Annotated in this window: 19 protein-coding genes; 12 read left to right on the forward strand and 7 right to left on the reverse strand. The window is 70.5% G+C overall.

Translation table 11 applies throughout. The features are described from left to right. Nucleotides 1-114: 114 nt before the first annotated feature. Nucleotides 115-747, forward strand: coding sequence for an ATP-binding protein (locus tag KUM40_RS07040; protein WP_217163968.1), 633 nt, complete (start codon nucleotides 115-117; stop codon nucleotides 745-747). Between the two features lie 314 nt (nucleotides 748-1,061). Beyond that, the gene (locus KUM40_RS07045; protein WP_217163970.1) at nucleotides 1,062-1,358 is read left to right on the forward strand and encodes a hypothetical protein; all 297 of its coding nucleotides are present in this window, start codon (nucleotides 1,062-1,064) and stop codon (nucleotides 1,356-1,358) included. Nucleotides 1,359-1,424: 66 nt separating this feature from the next. Here KUM40_RS07045 and KUM40_RS07050 read toward each other — a convergent pair whose 3' ends face one another. Beyond that, nucleotides 1,425-1,931, reverse strand: a complete 507-nt coding sequence (locus tag KUM40_RS07050; RefSeq protein WP_217163972.1) for a hypothetical protein — start codon at nucleotides 1,929-1,931, stop codon at nucleotides 1,425-1,427. A 156-nt stretch (nucleotides 1,932-2,087) separates the two neighbouring features. Here KUM40_RS07050 and KUM40_RS07055 point away from each other — a divergent pair, with 156 nt between their 5' ends. Beyond that, entirely contained in the window at nucleotides 2,088-2,345 is a 258-nt protein-coding gene (locus KUM40_RS07055) for a hypothetical protein (protein WP_217163974.1), read from the forward strand. 151 nt (nucleotides 2,346-2,496) lie between these two features. Here the strand turns inward: KUM40_RS07055 and KUM40_RS07060 are convergent, their stop codons facing one another. Together KUM40_RS07060 and KUM40_RS07065 are read right to left on the reverse strand one after the other, a co-directional pair. Then, nucleotides 2,497-4,593, reverse strand: coding sequence for a serine/threonine-protein kinase (locus KUM40_RS07060; RefSeq protein ID WP_217163976.1), 2,097 nt, complete (start codon nucleotides 4,591-4,593; stop codon nucleotides 2,497-2,499). A gap of 171 nt (nucleotides 4,594-4,764) precedes the next feature. Then, a complete protein-coding gene (locus KUM40_RS07065; protein ID WP_217163978.1) occupies nucleotides 4,765-5,814 on the reverse strand; it encodes an LLM class flavin-dependent oxidoreductase in 1,050 nt (349 codons plus the stop codon). Nucleotides 5,815-6,155: 341 nt separating this feature from the next. On the opposite strand from KUM40_RS07065, the gene KUM40_RS07070 reads away from it, so the two are divergent. From KUM40_RS07070 to KUM40_RS07080, 3 genes are all read left to right on the forward strand, one after another. Then, a complete protein-coding gene (locus tag KUM40_RS07070; RefSeq protein ID WP_217163980.1) occupies nucleotides 6,156-7,169 on the forward strand; it encodes a glycoside hydrolase family 11 protein in 1,014 nt (337 codons plus the stop codon). A 40-nt stretch (nucleotides 7,170-7,209) separates the two neighbouring features. Next, entirely contained in the window at nucleotides 7,210-8,229 is a 1,020-nt protein-coding gene (locus KUM40_RS07075; RefSeq protein ID WP_217163982.1) for a polysaccharide deacetylase family protein, read from the forward strand. A gap of 90 nt (nucleotides 8,230-8,319) precedes the next feature. Further along, nucleotides 8,320-9,051: a hypothetical protein gene (locus KUM40_RS07080; protein WP_217163984.1), complete on the forward strand. Its 732-nt coding sequence runs from the start codon at nucleotides 8,320-8,322 to the stop codon at nucleotides 9,049-9,051. A gap of 431 nt (nucleotides 9,052-9,482) precedes the next feature. Here the strand turns inward: KUM40_RS07080 and KUM40_RS07085 are convergent, their stop codons facing one another. Beyond that, nucleotides 9,483-9,821 carry a MazG-like family protein gene (locus tag KUM40_RS07085; protein ID WP_217163986.1) on the reverse strand — a complete coding sequence of 113 codons (339 nt, stop codon included), beginning with the start codon at nucleotides 9,819-9,821 and terminating at the stop codon, nucleotides 9,483-9,485. A 53-nt stretch (nucleotides 9,822-9,874) separates the two neighbouring features. Continuing rightward, nucleotides 9,875-10,417 carry a DoxX family protein gene (locus KUM40_RS07090; RefSeq protein ID WP_217163988.1) on the reverse strand — a complete coding sequence of 181 codons (543 nt, stop codon included), beginning with the start codon at nucleotides 10,415-10,417 and terminating at the stop codon, nucleotides 9,875-9,877. 196 nt (nucleotides 10,418-10,613) lie between these two features. Between KUM40_RS07090 and KUM40_RS07095 the strand changes: the two genes are divergently transcribed. Beyond that, nucleotides 10,614-10,940: a nuclear transport factor 2 family protein gene (locus KUM40_RS07095; protein WP_217163989.1), complete on the forward strand. Its 327-nt coding sequence runs from the start codon at nucleotides 10,614-10,616 to the stop codon at nucleotides 10,938-10,940. A 260-nt stretch (nucleotides 10,941-11,200) separates the two neighbouring features. Here KUM40_RS07095 and KUM40_RS07100 read toward each other — a convergent pair whose 3' ends face one another. After that, complete coding sequence (locus KUM40_RS07100; protein ID WP_217163991.1) at nucleotides 11,201-12,007, reverse strand: SDR family oxidoreductase; 807 nt, start codon at nucleotides 12,005-12,007, stop codon at nucleotides 11,201-11,203. A gap of 132 nt (nucleotides 12,008-12,139) precedes the next feature. Between KUM40_RS07100 and KUM40_RS07105 the strand changes: the two genes are divergently transcribed. Further along, nucleotides 12,140-13,834 (forward strand): alkaline phosphatase, encoded by a 1,695-nt coding sequence (locus tag KUM40_RS07105; RefSeq protein WP_254394682.1) that lies wholly within the window; start codon nucleotides 12,140-12,142, stop codon nucleotides 13,832-13,834. On the opposite strand, the gene KUM40_RS07110 is transcribed toward KUM40_RS07105, so the two are convergent. Next, a complete protein-coding gene (locus tag KUM40_RS07110; protein ID WP_217163993.1) occupies nucleotides 13,821-14,897 on the reverse strand; it encodes a Gfo/Idh/MocA family protein in 1,077 nt (358 codons plus the stop codon). The two genes, KUM40_RS07105 and KUM40_RS07110, sit on opposite strands and share 14 nt — an antisense overlap. 106 nt (nucleotides 14,898-15,003) lie before the next feature. Between KUM40_RS07110 and KUM40_RS07115 the strand changes: the two genes are divergently transcribed. The 4 genes from KUM40_RS07115 (at nucleotide 15,004) to KUM40_RS07130 (ending at nucleotide 19,284) form a co-directional block, all read left to right on the forward strand. Next, nucleotides 15,004-16,365 (forward strand): multidrug effflux MFS transporter, encoded by a 1,362-nt coding sequence (locus KUM40_RS07115; protein ID WP_254394683.1) that lies wholly within the window; start codon nucleotides 15,004-15,006, stop codon nucleotides 16,363-16,365. Beyond that, entirely contained in the window at nucleotides 16,317-17,489 is a 1,173-nt protein-coding gene (locus tag KUM40_RS07120; RefSeq protein WP_217163995.1) for a serine hydrolase, read from the forward strand. Before KUM40_RS07115 ends, KUM40_RS07120 begins: the two co-directional genes overlap by 49 nt. Nucleotides 17,490-17,528: 39 nt before the next feature. After that, the gene (locus KUM40_RS07125) at nucleotides 17,529-18,527 is read left to right on the forward strand and encodes a small ribosomal subunit Rsm22 family protein (protein ID WP_217163997.1); all 999 of its coding nucleotides are present in this window, start codon (nucleotides 17,529-17,531) and stop codon (nucleotides 18,525-18,527) included. A gap of 94 nt (nucleotides 18,528-18,621) precedes the next feature. After that, a complete protein-coding gene (locus tag KUM40_RS07130) occupies nucleotides 18,622-19,284 on the forward strand; it encodes a response regulator transcription factor (protein ID WP_217164083.1) in 663 nt (220 codons plus the stop codon). The last annotated feature ends 107 nt before the right edge of the window (nucleotides 19,285-19,391 follow it).

The following is a 19,391-nucleotide window of genomic DNA, read 5'->3' on the forward strand; positions in this document are numbered from 1 at the left end:
AGGGAACGCCGTCACGCCCCGCGCTTCGTACTCGGGGAGGCACCGCGCGTACAGCGACCCGCGTCGGTGCGTCACCACTGGTCACGCTACGCGACCGACGGGACCGTGGAAGTCATGACGAGCAAGCCCACCGGCACCCCCAGCCCCACCCAACACATCGCCCTCAGGCACCACTTGATCGACAACCCGGGCGCATCAGTGGCAGCGACAGCGCAGCGCACCTTCGAGATGCGCTTCACCTCCACGCCCCGGGGTGCCCGCCTCGCCCGCCGGCTGGCGGCCGTCCGCCTCGACGCCTGGGGCGTCCCGTACGGTACCGACGCGCACGACGTGATCGTGCTGATCGTCGCGGAGCTGACCGCGAACGCCGTCGTGCACGGTCACGTCCCCGGCCGGGACTTCCACTTCCGCCTCCACCTGCACGCCGACGCCCGCTCCACGACCGTCCGGGCGGAGGTCACCGACACGCGTGCCGAGCGAGTCCCGCCCCGCCCGGGAGCGGTGGCCGTTGACCCCGCTCCCGGCGCCGCCGAAACCGGCCGGGGTCTCCTCCTGGTCGCCGGCCTCGCCACCCGCTGGAACTGGCACCCGCGTCCCGACGGCCCGGGCAAGACCGTCTGGGCCGTGTACGAGGTCGAGCATGATGCCTGGCTCAACCAGTTGGCCGACGAAGCCGTGTCCGAGGGTGTCGACGGATCTGTCTCGCATGAGGAGATGTCCGCCCTGCTCCGCGCCGATCAGGGTTGACCGCAGGGGCACTCCACGCGCTCTACGCAGCAAGCGCAGCGCCATAGCGTCGGGGAACCGGTCCTTGCCAGGTGAGCGTGGCTGTACTCCCGGGCTGTGGCGCCGGACCGCCTCTTCGCGCTGCTGCGCCCTGCTCGCAATTTTCCGCCGTTCACGCCCTGTCCCGCGGCGGTTCGCGCAGCTGACAGCCGTCAGCTCCCACACGCCCCGTGCTCACTGGCCTCGCGCTAGATGGGCGGTAGCCGACTACGGCAGAGACCTATGCACAGCCCACCACGACGACATCGGCATTCGGCCATGATCGCCATGGCAGCGTGAGTAACGCGACGTTTACAGAGAGCGCCCCGGGCGGGCCACACCTCGCCTGCAGGGAAGCTGAGTTGGGGCAACCCGGCCCGGACGACGAACTCGGCTGCGACGAGTTCCCCATGGCCTCGACCTACGAGGGTGCGGCGCGCGCACAGTATGAAGGAGATCAGTACACCAACGAATTCTCCGTTTGCTACATCGACCGGGTCGAGAACGTAGAAGCTGGGAGCCGCCTCAAGGGCTTCTACGACAACGATCGGATCCTGAACCACGACTCCTTCATACTCGTCATCGGCGACTGACTGAGATACCTGCTCGGGAGTAGCCCAGACTGCGGGGTCGGCTCGTCATGCCGACCCCGCAGCCTTTCACGCAGCCTTGGCGCCGGCGGCTACACGCCAGATCTGAATGAGACAGTATTGATCTTTGCCATCCAATTCTTCTCTCTGCCCTTGCGGAATGCACAAAGTGCGCGTCCCGCCGATCGGAGAGGTGAAAGGTCCCGTTTCACCATTGAGCATCCACTGCCATCGCATCTTGTACAGGCCGGGCGATGGCAGGATCAGAGGGGCCTGCTGCATTCCGCCATCGATGGTGTGGATGGCGATATCCCCTCCGGGGAGTTCCACCTCCACCTCTTCCCGGCCAAACCATTGGGCATCCTTTTCCGGAGGGAGAGTCGACCAGCTCTCCAACCGTATGACCGCCTCAATTACTTGGGGCGGTACCTGCAGATAGACCATGCCGGGGGCGGAGCGTAGCCAACCCGACCCATTCATCTCTGGCATATGTATGTCGATAGTTGTGTCAATCAGCCCCAATAGGCGGTAACTTGGACTGACCACGGTTTCAAATGTGTCCAGCAGCCTGCTCAAGGGCCACCTTTCTCACAGCGGCAGTCGATTCACAAGTTAGCGTGGTTGTCGGGCCATTCAAGCGTCCCCACCTGCCGACCGCCTCGTGACCGCCAAGCCCGGGCGCATTGGACGGGTACCTATCCGTACCCTGGCGGCCCAGAACGAGGAGACATCATGTCCGACGTCAACGTCCGCATCCCCGCCGAGGCCCACGACAGGCTCGCCCGGACGGCTTCCTCCGAAGGCATGTCCCTGCGGGGGTACCTCTCTCATCTCGCCGAGACGCTGCTCACCCCCGAGGAGCGTGCGGAGCGGGCGGAACGGACCCGCGTCGCCCTGCGCGAGTGGAACGGCTACGACCCGAGCGCGAGCGAACAGGCGGCTCTCAATGCGGAGCTGGACCGGCGGCTGCGTGAGGCCGGAGTGAGGTGACGCAGCCGTCTGTCTCATCGACCTCGGGTCCTGATTCCGCCGAACCCGGCGGGGGTGTCGGACCTCACCCGTGGAGTGGAATGTGATCGATTCCGAGCGCCCCAGCGGCTGTTTCGTGCGGTGCGGTACCGGACCATGATTGCCCACCCCGTCAGAGGTCGGGCATGTCGCTGCGTTTCCACACCGCCCTGCCGCAGAAGGCGCCGCCGTGGTCCGGGCTCCACTGCGAGTCGGTGCCGCAGTTGCCCTTGGGCGCGCCGTACGGGGAGACGGCGGTGACCTGCACGATGTACTCGTACTTGTCGGGGAAGGACGCCTCGCAGTCGGTCACCGCGTTCCAGTAGGTGCTCAGATGGTCGCCCTCGTGCACGGCGAACATGCACTGGCCGACGCGGTAGTTGCGGTTCAGGCAGAGGTTGGTCTCAGTGCCGTCGTCGTTGTCGTGCCACCAGGCGATGTCCTCCGATTCGCAGCCGAGGTCGTCGGAGACCGAGTTGACCCGGTAGTAGGAGCCGGGGTCGGAGCAGGAGGCCACGCTGGGGGTGTCGGAGGTCCAGTCGTCGTCGTCCTTGTAGTCGCTGAGGCAGTCGTCGACGTCGACCGCGGCGAACTCCTCGTCCGCGGCGCTGAGCGGGGTGGTCTCGGGCTGGTCGGGCTCGTCGTACTCGTCATCGGTGCTGCCGCCGTCGTCGTAGTCGCCGACCGTCGAATCGCCCGTGTTGCCGCCGTCGCTGTACTGGCCGACGGTGTCTCCGCCCGTCCCGTAGGTGTCGGTGCCGGTGGTTGCGGAAGCGGTGGCCGTTGGTTCGCTGTCGGCGGTGTCCGAGGTGTCGTCCTTGTCGTGCTGCACCAGCCAACCGACCCCGATGACGAGGAGGATGACCACGACGACGACCGCCTCCCAGTTGGACTCGCCCTTCTTCTCCGGTGCGGGACTGGCGGGACTGGCGGGACGGGGGGCGGGTTTCGTCTCCTTCGGTCTCGCCGCGCCGGGCCGGTCCAGGTGCAGCTTGCCGTTCGACGCGCTCGCTTCGAGGGCCAGCACCTGGTCCCGCTTCAGCCCGTAGATACGGGTCACGTTCTGTTTTCCGGGGGCGGTCAGTCGTACGTTGTGGGAGCCGACGGGGAGGGTGACGCTCTTGCGCTCACCCGGGTCGATCTTCCTGACGAACTTGATGCCGGAGTAGACCCGTACGGTCACCTTCGTGGTGTTGCGGATCTGGAGGACGGCCTTCGGGCCGAGCTCGTCCTGACTCGGCTGTTTCGGCTCGCCGGAGACTTCGGTGAGGATGCGGGTGGGGGGTGTGGTCCAGGTGCGGACGACGGTTTCGGCTTCGGCGAGGGCGGTGGTGCCTTCGAGGCGCAGGCCCTCCGTCGCGTAGAGGCCGATGAGGGTGGACCAGCCGGCCGGCAGGGTCTCGGGGGCGGTGTTGTCGGCGAGGATGTCGAGGAGTTCGGGGGCGGTCGGCCGGTCGCCGGGGTCGCGGGCCATGCAGGCGGTGACCGGTTCGGTCAGCCCGTCGGGCAGGCCGTCCAGGTCGATGTCCGCGCGCCGTACGTAGTTGAGCTGCTGGAGCGGTTCGACGGTTTCCGGGTAGGGGAGTCGGCCGGCGGCGATGTAGTACAGGGTCACGCCGAGGGAGTAGATGTCGGAGGCGGCGGTGCAGGACTGGCCTTCGGCCTGCTCGGGGGCGGCGAAGGCGATGGTGCCGAGGGTGAGCCGGGTACTGGTGAGGTCGCTGGCGTGCGAGATGCCGAAGTCGATGACCTTGGGGCCGTCCCCGGTGAGCAGGATGTTGAGGGGTTTGACGTCGCGGTGCACGATTTTCCGGCGGTGCAGTTCGACCAGTGCATCGGCCGCGCCCCGGCCGATGCTGCAGACCGCGCCCACGTCCCGGAGTGCGCCGCGCTGCACCACCAGCGCCTCCAGGGAGGGGGCCGGTACGTACTCCATCGCCATCCACGGTTTGGCGTCATCGGCGTCGGACCTGAGGACACGGACAGTACGGGGACTGGTGACACGGCCGGCGAGTTCGACCTCGCGGCGGAAGCGCTTACGGGCCTCGGTGCTGACTCCGCCGGGCGCCAGCACCGTCTTGAGTGCCGCGAGCTGACCGGTCTCCTGATCCCGGCCCAGGTAGATGATCCCCATTCCACCGGTGGCGAGCTGCCCGAGCAGCCGGTACGGACCGAGGTTGCGCTCCTCACCGCTCAGCTCGACGATCCCCATCGTGAACTGCTCCGTCACCGCGTCGTCCCCCTAAGCTCGCCCTCGGCCCCACCGTGACGGTGACGCGGACTCGACGGGGGTCGGTTCCCGCGGCGGGAATCCTCCCAACACCCGGCGGTGGGAGGGAAGTCGCCTGCCGGTCAGGGGCGGCCGTCGAGAAGTTCGATGTCCGCCGGCCCCGGCCTCCCCTCACCCGAACCCCGGCATCACCCGCTCCGCGATCAGCCGCAACTGCGTGTTCACGTCGGCCGCGTCCGGCAGGTCCCGGCCCGTGAACGCCTTCACCAGGGCGCGGTCGGTGATCGCACAGATCATGTGGTTGACGCCGCTGGGTGCGATGTCGCGCTCGATCTTCTCCCGGCACTCCTCGGGCGTGCCCGCGACGGAGAGGCGGTCGGCGATCTCGGGGGAGGTCAGTTCGATGCCGCGGGCCAGGTCGCCGGCGCCGATCGCGTCGATGACCGGCTTCAGCTCGGCCGGGTCGACGCCGTTGCGGCGCAGTTGCTCCTCCGGCATGGAGGAGGCGTAGATACCGACCATGCTGCGCGCCGCCTCCTTCGCGGTCGCCGAGTCGGGGCCGGTGGCGAAGACCACCCAGGCTCCGATGTCCAGCGAGCGCCAGTCCTTGCCGGCCCGCTCCGCGCCCGCCCTGATGTGCCGCACCGCGTAGTCGTACGCCTCGCGGGTGTAACTCAGGGCGTGGTGGCAGCCGTCCGACAACTCACCGGCCGCCTCGAAGGACTTCGGGCCGCGCATCGCGCCGAGCTTCAGCGGCAGCCGGTCCTGGACGGGCCTGGCGAACGTGAACAGGCCGTCGTAGGAGAAGAACTCGCCGTCGTACGTGATGGCGCCCTCGTCGAGGAACGTGCGCATCACGTGCAGGGCCTCCTTCACCCGGGAGAGCGGCCTGGTGCGGGTCCAGTCGATGCGGTACTGGGCCAGCAGGCCGAAGTTGCCGCTGGACAGGACGCCTTCGGCGCGGCCGCCGGAGAGTTCGTCGAGGGTGGCCAGGGCCTGCGCGATCAGGGTCGGCTCGCGCAGCGTCACGGGGGAGACGCTCGGGCCGAGGCGGATGCGGTCGGTGCGGCCGGCCGCCGCGGCGAAGAGGAGCCAGAGATCCTTGTGCCAGGTCTCGTCGGCGGCGTAACAGGCGTGGAACCCGAGTTCGTCGGCGAGTTGGATCGACTCCAGGGACTCGGCCAGCGGGTAGTCGGGGAGCATCGCGTAGCTGAACTTCACGAGCGGCACCTTCCGGGGTGGGGAACGGTGTGCGGCTGTGCGGTCGTGCGGTCGTGCTCTGCCTGTACCGAGGATGTGAGTCCACGCTGCGGCTGTCCAGGGAGCGTGACTTCGAAATTTTCGGGTTTAGGTATCTACCTTTCCGGTGAGGGTGGCGAGCGCTCCTTGTTTGGCGTGTGCTGTTGCCGGTTGTCTGCTTGCTGAGCTGCAAATATCTCTCTCGTGCTGGATTCGGCGTGATCTCGAAGGTTTCGAAACATTTACCGAAACTGTTGACGCTTGACGAGTGCAGGCCAACACTGGCGCCGTTGTCCGAACCCCGCAGGAGAGGAACACCTCCCATGAACCTGCTCGTTCAATCGCGGCGTCGCAGACGAGGTCCCGTCACCCTGCTCATCAGAGGTGCGTGGGCCGTCGCGCTCGCCGCGCTGGCCGCGTTGATGCTGCCGGGCACCGCCCAGGCCGACACGGTCGTCACGACCAACCAGGAGGGCACCAACAACGGCTACTACTACTCGTTCTGGACCGACAGCCAGGGCACCGTCTCCATGAACATGGGGTCCGGCGGTCAGTACAGCACCTCGTGGAGCAACACCGGCAACTTCGTCGCGGGCAAGGGCTGGAGCAACGGCGGTCGCAGGACGGTGCAGTACTCGGGCAGCTTCAACCCGTCCGGCAACGCCTACCTGACCCTCTACGGGTGGACGGCGAACCCGCTCGTCGAGTACTACATCGTCGACAACTGGGGCACCTACCGGCCCACGGGCGAGTACAAGGGCACCGTCACCAGCGATGGCGGCACCTACGACATCTATAAGACGACCCGCGTCAACAAGCCCTCCGTCGAGGGCACCCGCACCTTCGACCAGTACTGGAGCGTCAGGCAGTCGAAGCGGACCGGTGGCACCATCACCACCGGCAACCACTTCGACGCGTGGGCGCGGGCGGGGATGCCGCTCGGCAGCTTCAACTACTACATGATCATGGCCACCGAGGGCTACCAGAGCAGCGGCAGCTCCAACATCACTGTCGGCGGCACGGGCGGTGGCGGCGGCGACAACGGCGGTGGCGGCGACAACGGTGGGGGTGGCGGGTGCTCCGCGACGCTTTCCGCCGGGCAGAAGTGGGGCGACCGGTACAACCTCAACGTCTCCGTCAGCGGGGCCAGCGACTGGACGGTGACGATGAACGTGCCGTCTCCGGCGAAGGTCATGTCGACCTGGAACATCAACGCGAGTTATCCCAGTGCGCAGACGCTGACCGCCAGATCGAACGGCAGCGGCAACAACTGGGGCGCCACCATCCAGGCCAACGGCAACTGGACCTGGCCCTCGGTCTCCTGCAGCGCGGGCTGACCGCCCCCACACACACGAGAAGTGAGGAGGAACCACTCGCATGCGCACCAGACCACGTCCGTCATCACGGCCCCTGCGTAACCTGGTCACCGGCGTAGCCGTCACCGCGCTCGCCGCCGCGGGCACCGTCGTCGCCGGCGCCGCCCCCTCGCAGGCCGCCGCCTGCAACGGCTACGTCGGGCTCACCTTCGACGACGGCCCCTCCGGCACCACCCAGTCCCTGCTCAACGCGCTCACGCAGAACGGGCTGCGGGCCACCATGTTCAACCAGGGCCAGTACGCCGCCCAGAACCCGTCCCTGGTCCGGGCCCAGGTGGACGCCGGCATGTGGGTCGCCAACCACAGCTACACCCACCCGCACATGACCCAGCTCAGCCAGGCCCAGATGGACTCGGAGATCTCCCGGACCCAGCAGGCCATCGCCAACGCCGGCGGCGGGACGCCCAAGCTGTTCCGGCCGCCGTACGGCGAGACCAACGCGACGCTCCGGTCGGTCGAGGCCAAGTACGGGCTGACCGAGGTGATCTGGGACGTCGACTCGCAGGACTGGAACAACGCCAGCACCGACGCGATCGTGCAGGCCGTCTCCCGGATGGGCAACGGTCAGGTCATCCTCATGCACGACTGGCCCGCCAACACGCTCGCCGCCATCCCGCGCATCGCACAGACCCTGGCGGGCAAGGGGCTGTGCTCCGGCATGATCTCGCCGCAGACCGGCCGCGCGGTCGCCCCCGACGGCGGCAGCGGGGGCGGCGGAGGAGGCGGAGGAGACGACGGCGGTGGTGGCGGTGACGGGGCCTGTACCGCGACGCTTTCCGCCGGGCAGAAGTGGGGCGACCGGTACAACCTCAATGTCTCCGTCAGCGGGTCCGACGACTGGACGGTGACGATGAACGTGCCGTCTCCGGCGAAGGTCATGTCGACCTGGAACATCAACGCGAGTTATCCCAGTGCGCAGACGCTGACCGCCAAGTCGAACGGCAGCGGCAACAACTGGGGCGCCACCATCCAGGCCAACGGCAACTGGACCTGGCCCACGGTCTCCTGCAGCGCGGGCTGACCGCGCCCCCTGGGGGCCCGCGCGAACAAAGGGCGTGCGGGCCTTCGGGTCGGTGGGATACGTTCCTGCCTGTTCGAAGGGGGAGCCGACATGGCGAAACTGAACCAGATCATCGCGGTCGAGAAGGGCGTCAAGAGCAAGGCGCTCCAGGACGTCACCGCCGCACACCAGAAGGTGCAGAAGCCGGCGCTGCTCGCAGGTATCTCACGCTCGTACCAGCCGAAGGACGAGGAGGGCGAGCAGTTGCCGCCCGAGTCCACCCGGGTGCAGCGGCGGGCCGAGGACGTGCTGCGCGAGATGTCCACGTCGCTGACGCGGCTCTTCGATGTGACGGCGACCAAGGACTGGGCGAACTGCGCGGCTCGTGCGGACGTCACGGTCGACGGGCGCACGGTCCTCGCCGACGTCCCGGTCAGCTACCTGCTCTTCCTGGAGAAGCAGCTCACTGACCTTCACACTTTCGTCAAGAAGCTGCCCACCCTCGACGCCGCCGAGTCCTGGTCGCAGGACCCCTCCACGGACTGGTGGAAGACGGACCCGGTCCGCACGATCCGGACGAAGAAGGTCCCGCGCAACCACGTCAAGGCCGAGGCGACCGACAAGCACCCGGCGCAGGTCGAGGTGTACTACGAGGACGTGCCGATCGGATACTGGACGACCGTCAAGTTCTCCGGGGCGCTACCGGCCCGACGGGTGAACGAGCTGCTCGAGCGGGTCGAGAAGCTCCAGCAGGCCGTGAAGTTCGCCCGCGAGGAGGCCAACGGCGCCGAGGTCACCGACCAGCGGGTCGGGGACGCCGTGTTCGGCTACCTGTTCGGCTGAGGCCGCGCAAGGGTAGCCTCCATGAACGCCCCCGCGTGCGAGCGCGGGGGTGCGCGAAAACGCGCGGGCCGGATTGAGGACCGGTTCGCGCGACGAGCGCAAGCTGAAACTGACGTTCAGCCTGAAGAGGCGCGCCGCACGGGTCACGTGCGTCCCGCGCCGTCAATCTCAGACTCTCGCTCCAGCTTCAGCATCGCCGCCCATCACCGGGTCGACGAGGCCGGACGACCGCCGTCGGATGCAAGTTCGAATCTTGCCTGCACCGCTTCCTGGTGCGGTAGTTCAAAGGAAGAACACGACGGTCTGACGACTGATCCGTCCTTTCAAACGACCCCGGTGTGCGCAATCGGGTGGCATCCCCAGGGGCTCGGGAGCTGGCTACGCTCCCGGGCTCCGCCACGTCCGAGGCAGTCAGGCACCGCCCGACACCGTCAGGTACCCCGCGGACGCCCCGCCACCCGCGCCAGTTGCCGCCCGAACACCTCCCGGGCCTCGGGTGTCAGCGTCCGCAGGGCCACCATCGCGGTGATCACGACGTCGCACAGCTCCGCCTCCACGTCCTCCCAGGTGTGCGTGACGCCCTTGCGCGGGTTCTGGCCGGTCGCGCCGATCACCGCCTCGGCGACCTCGCCGACCTCCTCCGACAGCTTCAGCATGCGCAGCAGCAGACCCTCCCTGCCGCCCACGGGCTGGTCCGTCTCCAGCCACTTCCACAGGTCGTCGATGGTGTCCCAGGGGTCGGCGGGCGCGCCGCCGGGGTTGTCCTTCATGCCGGGCAGCCTGCCACGGCGGCCGGAGCTCCGGGGACGCCCTGATCGGTACGTCAGTCGAACAGGGGTTCCTGCTGCCCCTCGGCGGCCCTCCGCAGCCGCCTGTTCCGTGCCCCCACGATCACCGTCGTGGCCGCCGCCGTCGCCGCGAACGCGGCCGGGACCATCCAGTTCCGGTTGACCGCGTGGCCGATCGCGTGGTCCAGCGAGAGGCGGCCGGGGCCCGTGACCGCGAGGCCGGCCGCCGTCAGGCCGAGAGAGGCCGCGTACTCGAAGCCGCCGGCCTGGGCGAAGAAGCCGTTCGGGGCGTGTACCGCCGCGGCGCCCGCCATCGCGCCGGCCGCCGCCGCGCCCGCGGCCGGGGTGGCCAGGCCCAGCGCCAGCAGTGTCCCGCCGCCCGCCTCCGCGAGGCCCGCCGCGGTGGCGCTGGCCCTGCCCGGCGCGTAGCCCATGGCCTCCATGGCCTGCCCGGTCCCCTCGATGCCGCCGCCGCCGAACCAGCCGAGCAGCTTCTGCGCGCCGTGTGCGGCCAGGACGCCGCCGGTACCCAGGCGGAGCAGCAGCAGCCCGAGATCACGCCGGTCATAACAGTTCACGTCGACTTCCTCTCATCCCATCCCCCGCGGACAGTGGCGGCTCATCCCCCACCGTCGCCCGTGCACGGCGCCCGAGCCCGTCGCGGGCGCCGTTCGGGTGGTGGGCGTTGTGGCGGGGGGTGTGGTGGCGGGCGTGGCGGTGGGCCGGATGGCGGGCCGGGTGGCGGGGGTGCGGAGCCGGTGTGACGCTGCCGCCATGACGATTCAGACCACGCGACTCAGCGACCCGGCCGTCCGCGCCTTCGTCGCCGCCGTCAACGCCCACGACCGCGAGGCCTTCCTCGCGCTGCTCGCGCCGGAGGCCACCATGGCCGACGACGGTGCCGACCGAGACCTCGCCCAGTGGATCGACCAGGAGATCTTCTCCTCCCACGGCCACCTGGAGGTCGACAACGAGTCGAACGGCGGTCGCGCCCTCATCGCCCGCTACCGCAACGACACCTGGGGCGAGATGCGTACGCGGTGGGACTTCACCGTGGACGAGGCCGGCCGGATCGCCCGGTTCGAGACGGGGCAGGCGTGACCGGGCAGGCGTGATCGGGCAGGCGTGATCGGGCCGCCGTAACGGGGGAAACGGTGCGGCAGCCGTTCCGTCCATCGGTGTGGCGGAACGGCTGCCGCCTCCCCCCTCGGTGTGGCTCGTGGAGCGTTGTGGGAGGACAACGCTTCAAGTGTGAAGCTCTGGTGAAGGAGAGTTGAGCATATGCCCTCCATCAGGCGCAATGCTACGGACGTTGAAATTCCGATTGTGTGAATCGGAGGGGGCGTTCGCGCGCCCCGCGCTCAGCCGCGCCCCACGTACGGCATCGCCGTCGCCATGACCGTCGCGAACTGCACATTGGCCTCCAGCGGCAGCTCGGCCATGTGCCGTACCGTCCGCGCCACGTCGGCGACGTCCATCACGGGCTCGGGTGCCGTCTCCCCGTTGGCCTGGAGCGCGCCGGTCCCCATCCTCGCCGTCATGTCGGTCGCCGCGTTGCCGATGTCGATCTGGCCGACCGCGATGCCGTAGGGACGGCCGTCCAGCGACAGTGACTTGGTCAGGCCCGTCAGTGCGTGCTTGGTCGCCGTGTACGCCACCGAGTGCGGACGCGGCGTGTGCGCCGAGATCGAGCCGTTGTTGATGATCCGGCCGCCCTGAGGGGTCTGCTCCTTCATCTGCCGGTACGCCGCCTGCGCGCACAGGAACGCCCCGTTGAGGTTGGTGTCCACCACGTGCCGCCACGCCTCGTAGGGCAGTTCCTCGACCGGCACGCCGCCGGGGCCGAACGTCCCGGCGTTGTTGAACAGCAGGTCAAGACGCCCGAAGTGGTCGCGCACGGCGGCGAACAGGGCCGCCACCTCCTCCGGGCGCGACACGTCGGCGCGCACGGTGAGAGCCGTGCCGCTGCCCGCGGGTGCCGCCGCGGCCGTTTCCGCCAGGGGCTCGGGGCGGCGGCCGGCCAGCGCCACCGACCAGCCGGCGGTGAGCAGTTCCACGGCGACCGCCCGGCCGATGCCGGAACCGGCGCCCGTCACGACGGCGATCTGCTGTGCGCCGACGGTTTCCTCGCCGACGGTTTCCTCGTCGGTGGTTCTCACGGTGTTCATGAGTCGGCAGCGTACGGGTCGCCGACCATGCGGAACTCATCCTTCCGACATGCGGTCGCCATGTCCGCGCCAAGCCTGGGTCGTCCCCGGCCATTCGAATTCCCCTTGCAACCACCGCAAGGGGAGGAACGGATGACACCCGCGAACCAGCACAACCAGTCCCAGTCCCAGCCCCAGTCCCAGCCCCAGTCCCAGTCTCAGCCCCAGCCCTCGCACGCGCCCGAACTCCGCGCCGCCGCACGGCACCTGGGCCGCCGCCGCTTCCTGACCGTCACCGGCGCCGCCGCCGCGCTCGCCTTCTCCGTGAACCTGCCGGCCGCCGGCACCGCGAGCGCCGCCGAACTGGACGCCGCGCGGCTCTCCGACGACCCCTTCACGCTCGGCGTCGCCTCCGGCGACCCGCAGCCCGGCTCCGTCCTGCTGTGGACGCGCCTGGCCCCGGTCCCGTACCAGGCCGACAGCGGCCTGCCCGCCAAACGCGTCGACGTGAGCTGGGAGCTGGCCCTCGACGAACGGTTCCGGCGGGTCGTGAGAAGGGGCAAGGCCACCGCCCACCCCGAGTTCCACCACACCGTGCACGTCGAGGTCGACCACCTCGCGCCCGGCCACGTCTACTACTACCGCTTCCGCGCCGGCCGCTTCGTCAGCCCCGTCGGCCGCACCCGCACCGCGCCCGCCGAGCACAGCCGGGTCTCCGACCTCACCTTCGGCCTCGTCTCCTGCCAGAAGTACGACCAGGGCTACTACACCGCGTACAAGCACCTCGCCCAGGAGGACGTGGACGTCGTCTTCCACCTCGGCGACTACCTCTACGAGTACGCCGTGAACGCCACCGGCGGCTCGCGCGCCTACCCCGCGGGAACCCTCCCGGACCTCTTCAACCGCGAGACGGCGACGCTGGAGGACTACCGCCTGCGGTACGCCCTCTACAAGTCGGACCCCGACCTGCGCGCCGCGCACGCCGCGCACCCCTTCATCGTCACCTGGGACGACCACGAGACCGAGAACAACTACGCCGACGAGACGCCGGAGAACAGCGTCCCGCCGGAGGAGTTCCTCATCCGCCGGGCCGCCGCCTACCGGGCCTACTGGGAGAACATGCCGCTGCGCCGCCCCCAGCTCCCCGACGGTGCGGACCTGAGGCTCTACCGCCGCCTGCACTGGGGCCGGCTGGCCCAGTTCGACGTGCTCGACACCCGCCAGTACCGCTCCAACCAGGCGTACGGCGACGGCTGGCAGTTCCCCGGAGCCGAGTCCGAGGACCCGAGCCGCACGCTGACCGGCGACGCCCAGGAGCGCTGGCTGATCAACGGCTGGCACCGGTCGAACGCCCTGTGGAACGTGATGCCCCAGCAGGTCACCTTCTCGCAGCGGCACAACTCCACCACCCTGCCGTCCAAGGTCTCCATGGACTCCTGGGACGGCTACCCGGCCTCCCGCGAGCGGGTGCTGGCCGGCGCGCGGGCCGCCGGGATCGAGAACCTCATGGTCCTCACCGGCGACGTGCACGTCTCCTACGGCTTCGACATCAAGCGCGACTTCGACGACCCCGGCTCCCGGACCCTGGGCACCGAGATCGTCACCACCTCCGTCACCAGCGGCGGGGACGGTGCGGAGAAGCCGTCCAACTGGGACACCCTCATGGCCGCCAACCCGCACCTGAAGTTCTTCAACGGGCGGCGCGGCTACGCGACCGTGTCACTGGGCCGCGATTCGGCGCGCGCCGACTTCAAGACCGTCTCCCACGTGAGCACCGAGGGCGCACCGCTCACGACCGCCGGGTCCTTCGTGACGGAGGTGGGGGAGCAGGGGCTCAAGCCGGCGTGACGACGGGCTTCCCCGGCTTCCCCGTCTCTGCCGTTCCCCCCGTTCCTTCCGTTTCTCCCGTTTCTCCCGTTTCTCCCGGGTAGCGGACGCCGACGCGGTCCCGGATCGCGTCGAGCGTCCGCATCACGGCCAGCGTGCCGGCCGGCGGGACCAGCGGAGACTCGGTCTCTCCGGCCCGCAGGGCACGCATCACCTCCCGGGCCTCGTGCTTGAGGCTGGCCCGGGGACCGTCCTCCGGGTCGGCCCGGAACTCCTGCGGCTCCTGGCCGTCCCGGTGCAGCACGAAGTGGTCCGGGAAGAAGAAGCCGTACGGGACGTCGATCCGGCCCTTGGAGCCGGTGACCGACGCGGAGTTGGGCGTACCGCCGGTGATCGAGCAGTGCACCGACGCGAGCGCGCCGCCGTCGTAGGAGAGCAGCGCACCCGTCTGGAGATCGACGCCCTCGTCCGAGAGCACCGCACGCGCCGCGATGTCCGACGGCTCACCGAGCAGCAACTGCGCGAACGACACCGGGTACACCCCCAGGTCGAGCAGCGCGCCGCCGCCCTGCGCCGGGTCCCGCAGCCGGTGCGCGGGAGGGAACGGGCCCGCGAGGCCGAAGTCCGCCTGGAGGCTGCGGACCTCGCCGATCGCGCCGTCGTCGACCAGCGCCTTCAGCCGCCGCACGAGCGGGTTGCAGTACATCCACATCGCTTCCATCAGGAAGCGGCCCTTGTCGCGGGCGAGCGCGACCAGCTCCTCCGCCTCACGCACGTTCAGCGTGAACGGCTTCTCGCACAGCACGTTCCGGCCCGCTTCCAGGCACAGGCCGGCGGCCGTCCGGTGCGCCGAGTGCGGGGTCGCGACGTACACCACGTCGACGTCCTCGTCCCGCGCCAGCGTCTCCCAGTCGCCGTACGCCCGCGGTATCCCGAACCGCTCCGCGAACGCCTTCGCCGACGCGTCCGTCCGCGAGGCCACCGCCACGACCTCCGCGTCCGGCAGATCGACCAGATCCGCCGTGAACGTCGCCGCCATCCCGCCGGTCGCCAGAATCCCCCAGCGCACCTTCTGCCCGGTCACCGCTGACACCCTGCCCCACCCTCGCTCAGGTTCGTTCGAGTCTGTTCGTACAACTCCGTACGAGCTGAGAGCATAGGTGGCGGATCTGTAGAAGAGGGAGGGGCACATGCCCGAGCGCGGGCCGGCCATACCGCAGCAAGCCCAGCAAGCCCAGCAAGCACTGAATCCGAAGACCTCGCAGCTCGTGCGGGCGGCCGGACCGGGAACGGAAACGGGAACGGGACCGGCCGTCCGCTCGTCGCGTGCCGCCCGGCGCACCGGGCTGCTCGTCACGCTCATCCTCGGCAGCCTGACCGCCACGCCGCCGCTGGCGATGGACATGTACCTCCCCTCGCTCCCCGAGGTCACCCGGTCCCTGACCGCGCCCGCCGCGACCGTCCAGCTCACGCTCACCGCCTGCCTGGCCGGCATGGCCCTCGGACAGCTCGTCGTCGGCCCGATGAGCGACCGGTTCGGCCGCCGGCGCCCGCTGCTGACCGGTCTCGCCGTCTACGTCGTCGCCACCGTCCTGTGCGCGCTCGCACCCACCGTGGAAACCCTCATCGCCTTCCGGCTCGTCCAGGGCCTCGCGGGCGCCGCCGCGATCGTCATCGCACGGGCCGTCGTCCGCGACCTGTACGACGGCGTGGCCATGGCCCGCTTCTTCTCCACCCTCATGCTGATCTCCGGCGTCGCCCCGGTCGTCGCGCCGCTCATCGGCGGGCAGATCCTGCGGGTGACGGACTGGCGGGGCGTGTTCGTCGTCCTCACCGTGGTCGGCGTGGTGCTGGGCGCGGTCGTGTGGGCCAAGCTGCCCGAGACGCTGCCGGTCGCCGAACGGCACGCCGGTGGCGTCGGCGACACCCTCCGCGCGATGCGCGGCCTGCTCGCCGACCGCGCCTTCACCGGGTACATGCTCGCCGGCGGCTTCACCTTCGCCTCGCTGTTCGCCTACGTCTCGGCGTCCCCGTTCGTCGTCCAGGAGATCTACGGCGCCTCCCCGCAGACGTTCAGCCTGCTGTTCGGCCTCAACTCGATCGGCCTGATCGTCGTCGGGCAGATCAACGGCAAGGTCCTGGTCGGACGGGTCAGGCTGGACCGGGTGCTGGGCCTCGGCCTCCTGATCGTCATCGCCGCCGCGACCGCCCTGCTGCTCATGACCCTGGGCGTCTTCGGCGAGGTCGGCCTCGTGCCGGTCGCCGCCGCGCTGTTCGTGCTGATGTCCGCGATGGGCATCAGCATGCCCAACACCCAGGCGCTCGCCCTGATGCGGGTCAAGAAGTCCGCCGGCTCGGCCTCCGCGCTGCTCGGCACGTCCTCCTTCCTCATCGGCGCCGTCGCCTCCCCGCTCGTCGGGATCGCGGGGGAGGACACCGCCGTACCGATGGCCGTGGTCCAGTTGGTGGCGGCGGTGGTGGCGCTCGGCTTCCTCGTGACCCTGTGCCGCCCCCCGGCCGGGCGCACCGCCGGGCAGGGGGAAGTGAACTGAGCACCCCGAGACTGCGCAGCGACACCCCGGAGCGGGCCGGACTCGACCCCGGGCAGCTCCGCCGTGTCGTCGCTCAGGCCCACGACCTCACCACCGGCGAACGACCCTGGGCGGCGGGTGCCGTCGTGGCCGTCGGACGCGGACCCGTGCTCGCCGTCGAGGAGGCGGCGGGCTGGGCCGTGCGCTACGCCTCCTACGACCCGCGCACCGACACGGGCGTGGAGCTGCCGGCGCGCTCACGGGTCCCGACGACCGTGGACACGCCCTTCGACCTCGCGTCCCTGACGAAGCTGTTCACGGCGGTCGCCGCCGTGCAGCAGATCGAACGGGGCACGCTCGGCATCGACGCGGAGGCCGGCGCCTACCTGCCGGACTTCCGGGCCGCCGCCGAGCACCGCGTCACCGTACGGCAGTTGCTCACCCACACCTCCGGACTGCGGCCCGAACTGCCGCTGTACGACTGCGCCGACGACGAGGAACGGCTGCGGCGGCTGCGCGCGGAGCCACCCGTGGGCGTCCCCGGCACGTACTGCTACTCCGACCTGAACATGCTGCTCCTCCAGCAGGTCCTGGAACGCGTCACCGGCCGCACGCTCGACGTCCTCGTCCGCGACGGGATCACCCGGCCGCTGGGCATGACGGCGACGCGCTTCGGACCGTGTCCGGGCGCTGCGGCGACGGAGGACCAGCGGCGGCCGTGGGCCAAGGCGGACCGGGGGATGCTGCGCGGGGTCGTCCACGACGAGAACGCGTGGGCCCTGGGCGGGGTGGCCGGTCACGCGGGGCTGTTCTCGACCGGCCGGGACCTCGCGGTCTTCTGCCGGACGCTGCTCGCGGGCGGCTCCCACGGTCCCGCGCGCATCCTCGGCCCCGACTTCGTGGAACTGCTCCTGACCGGACCGGGGCTCGGCTTCGCCCTCGACCAGCCGTGGTTCATGGGCGAGCTGGCGGGGCGCGGCGCGGCCGGACACACCGGCTTCACCGGGACGATGCTGGTCCTCGACCGCGCGACGGACACCTTCGCCATCCTCCTCGCCAACACGGTCCACCCACGCCGCCGCACCCCGGACAGCCGGCCCCGCGCCGCACTGGCCACACGGGTGGCGCGGGCGGTGCGGTCCTGAGCGGGAGGGGACGGGGGTGTCGCCTCGTACAATCGGTGGGTGAACGACCCCGCCGACCCCGCCGCTCCCGCCGACACGCTGCGTGCCGCCCTCGCCGACCTCGTCGACGGGCTGCCGCCCCGGCAGGCCGCGCGGGCCGTGGAGCGGCTGATCGCCAACTACCGCGGGGACACCCCGACCGACGCCCCGATCCTGCGGGACCGCGCCGACGTCGTCGCCTACGCCGCGTACCGCATGCCGGCGACCTTCGCCGCGGTGCGCTCGGCGCTGGCCGCGTTCGCCGAGGCCGTGCCGGGGTGGGCGCCCGGCAGCCACGTGGACGTGGGCGGCGGGACCGGCGCCGCGACCTGGGCCGTCAGCGACACCTGGGACGGAGAGCGTCCGGTGACCGTGCTCGACTGGGCCGAGCCCGCGCTCGCCGTCGGCCGGGAGATCGCCGCCTCGCTCCCGGCCCTGCGGGACGTCCGCTGGCAGCGCTCCCGGATCGGAACCGCGCTCACCGTCGAGAGCACCGACCTCGTCACCGTCTCCTACGTGCTCAACGAGCTGACCGTGGCCGACCGCGCCGCCCTCGTCGACACCGCCGCCGGTGCCGCGCCCGCCGTCGTGATCGTCGAAGCCGGCACCCCCGCCGGTTACGCCCGCGTCATCGAGGCCCGCGACCGGCTGATCGCCGCCGGGTTCCAGGTCGCCGCGCCCTGTCCGCACAGTGCCGCCTGCCCCATCGTGCCGGGCACCGACTGGTGCCACTTCGCGGCGCGGGTCAGCCGTTCCTCCCTGCACCGGCAGGTCAAGGGCGGGTCCCTCGCCTACGAGGACGAGAAGTTCAGCTACGTCGCCGCCACCCGACTCCCCGTCTCCCCGGCCCCCTCCCGCGTGGTCCGGCGTCCGCAGATCCGCAAGGGCCAGGTCCTGCTCGACCTCTGCGAGCCCGACGAGCAGCTCCGCCGCCGCACGGTCACCAAGCGCCACGGCGACCTGTACAAGGCGGCCCGCGACGCGGCCTGGGGCGACCCGTGGCCCACCGAGGAGCGGTGACAACCCGCCTACCCAGTAGGGTCGTTGGCGGCCAGTCGGCCCGTCGACCCGGAAGTGGACCTCCCCTGTGGAACGTGAAGTGCACCGCGCCGCCCTGCGTCTCGTGATCGCCGAGGACGACCCGCTGCTGCGCGAGGGACTCGCCCTGCTGCTGCGCGCCGAGGGCCTGGACGTGGTCGCCACCGCGGACACCGCCGAGGCGGTGCTGGAGGCCATCGACGCGCACGAGCCCGACGTGGCCATCCTGGACGTACGCATGCCGCCCACGCACACCGACGAAGGCGTCCGCGCGGCCGTCGAGGCGCGCAGGCGCCGCCCCGCGCTCGCCGTCCTGGTGCTGTCCGCGTACGTCGAGCAGTCCTTCGCCACCGACCTGCTGACCGGCGGGGTGGGCGGCCTCGGCTATCTGCTCAAGGAACGCGTCGGACGGGTCGAGGAGTTCATGGACGCGCTGCGCCGGGTCGCGGCCGGCGGCACCGCCATCGACCCGGAGGTCGTCGCCCAGTTGTTCACCCGCACCCGGCAGGACACCCGCCTGGAACGCCTCAGCCCCCGGGAGCGCGAGGTGCTCGCGCTGATGGCCGAGGGTCTGGGCAACAGCGCCATCGCCGGACGGCTCGTCGTCACCGACGGCGCGGTCCACAAGCACATCCGCAGCATCTTCGCGAAGCTCGACCTGTCCCCGGCCGACCAGGTCGACCGGCGGGTGGCCGCCGTCCTGCACTACCTGGAGAACGCGCGGGCGCAGCCGCACTGACCTCCCGCCGACCGGCGGGGTACAGCCTGCTGTACCCCGGCTCGGGGCGTGCGCGGCAATGTGTCCCGGGGCCGCGACTGGTGTGCTGAACAGGCCGGTTCAGCAGA

This window comes from Streptomyces sp. AC512_CC834 (assembly GCF_019049325.1).
Classification (GTDB): Bacteria; Actinomycetota; Actinomycetes; order Streptomycetales; family Streptomycetaceae; genus Streptomyces.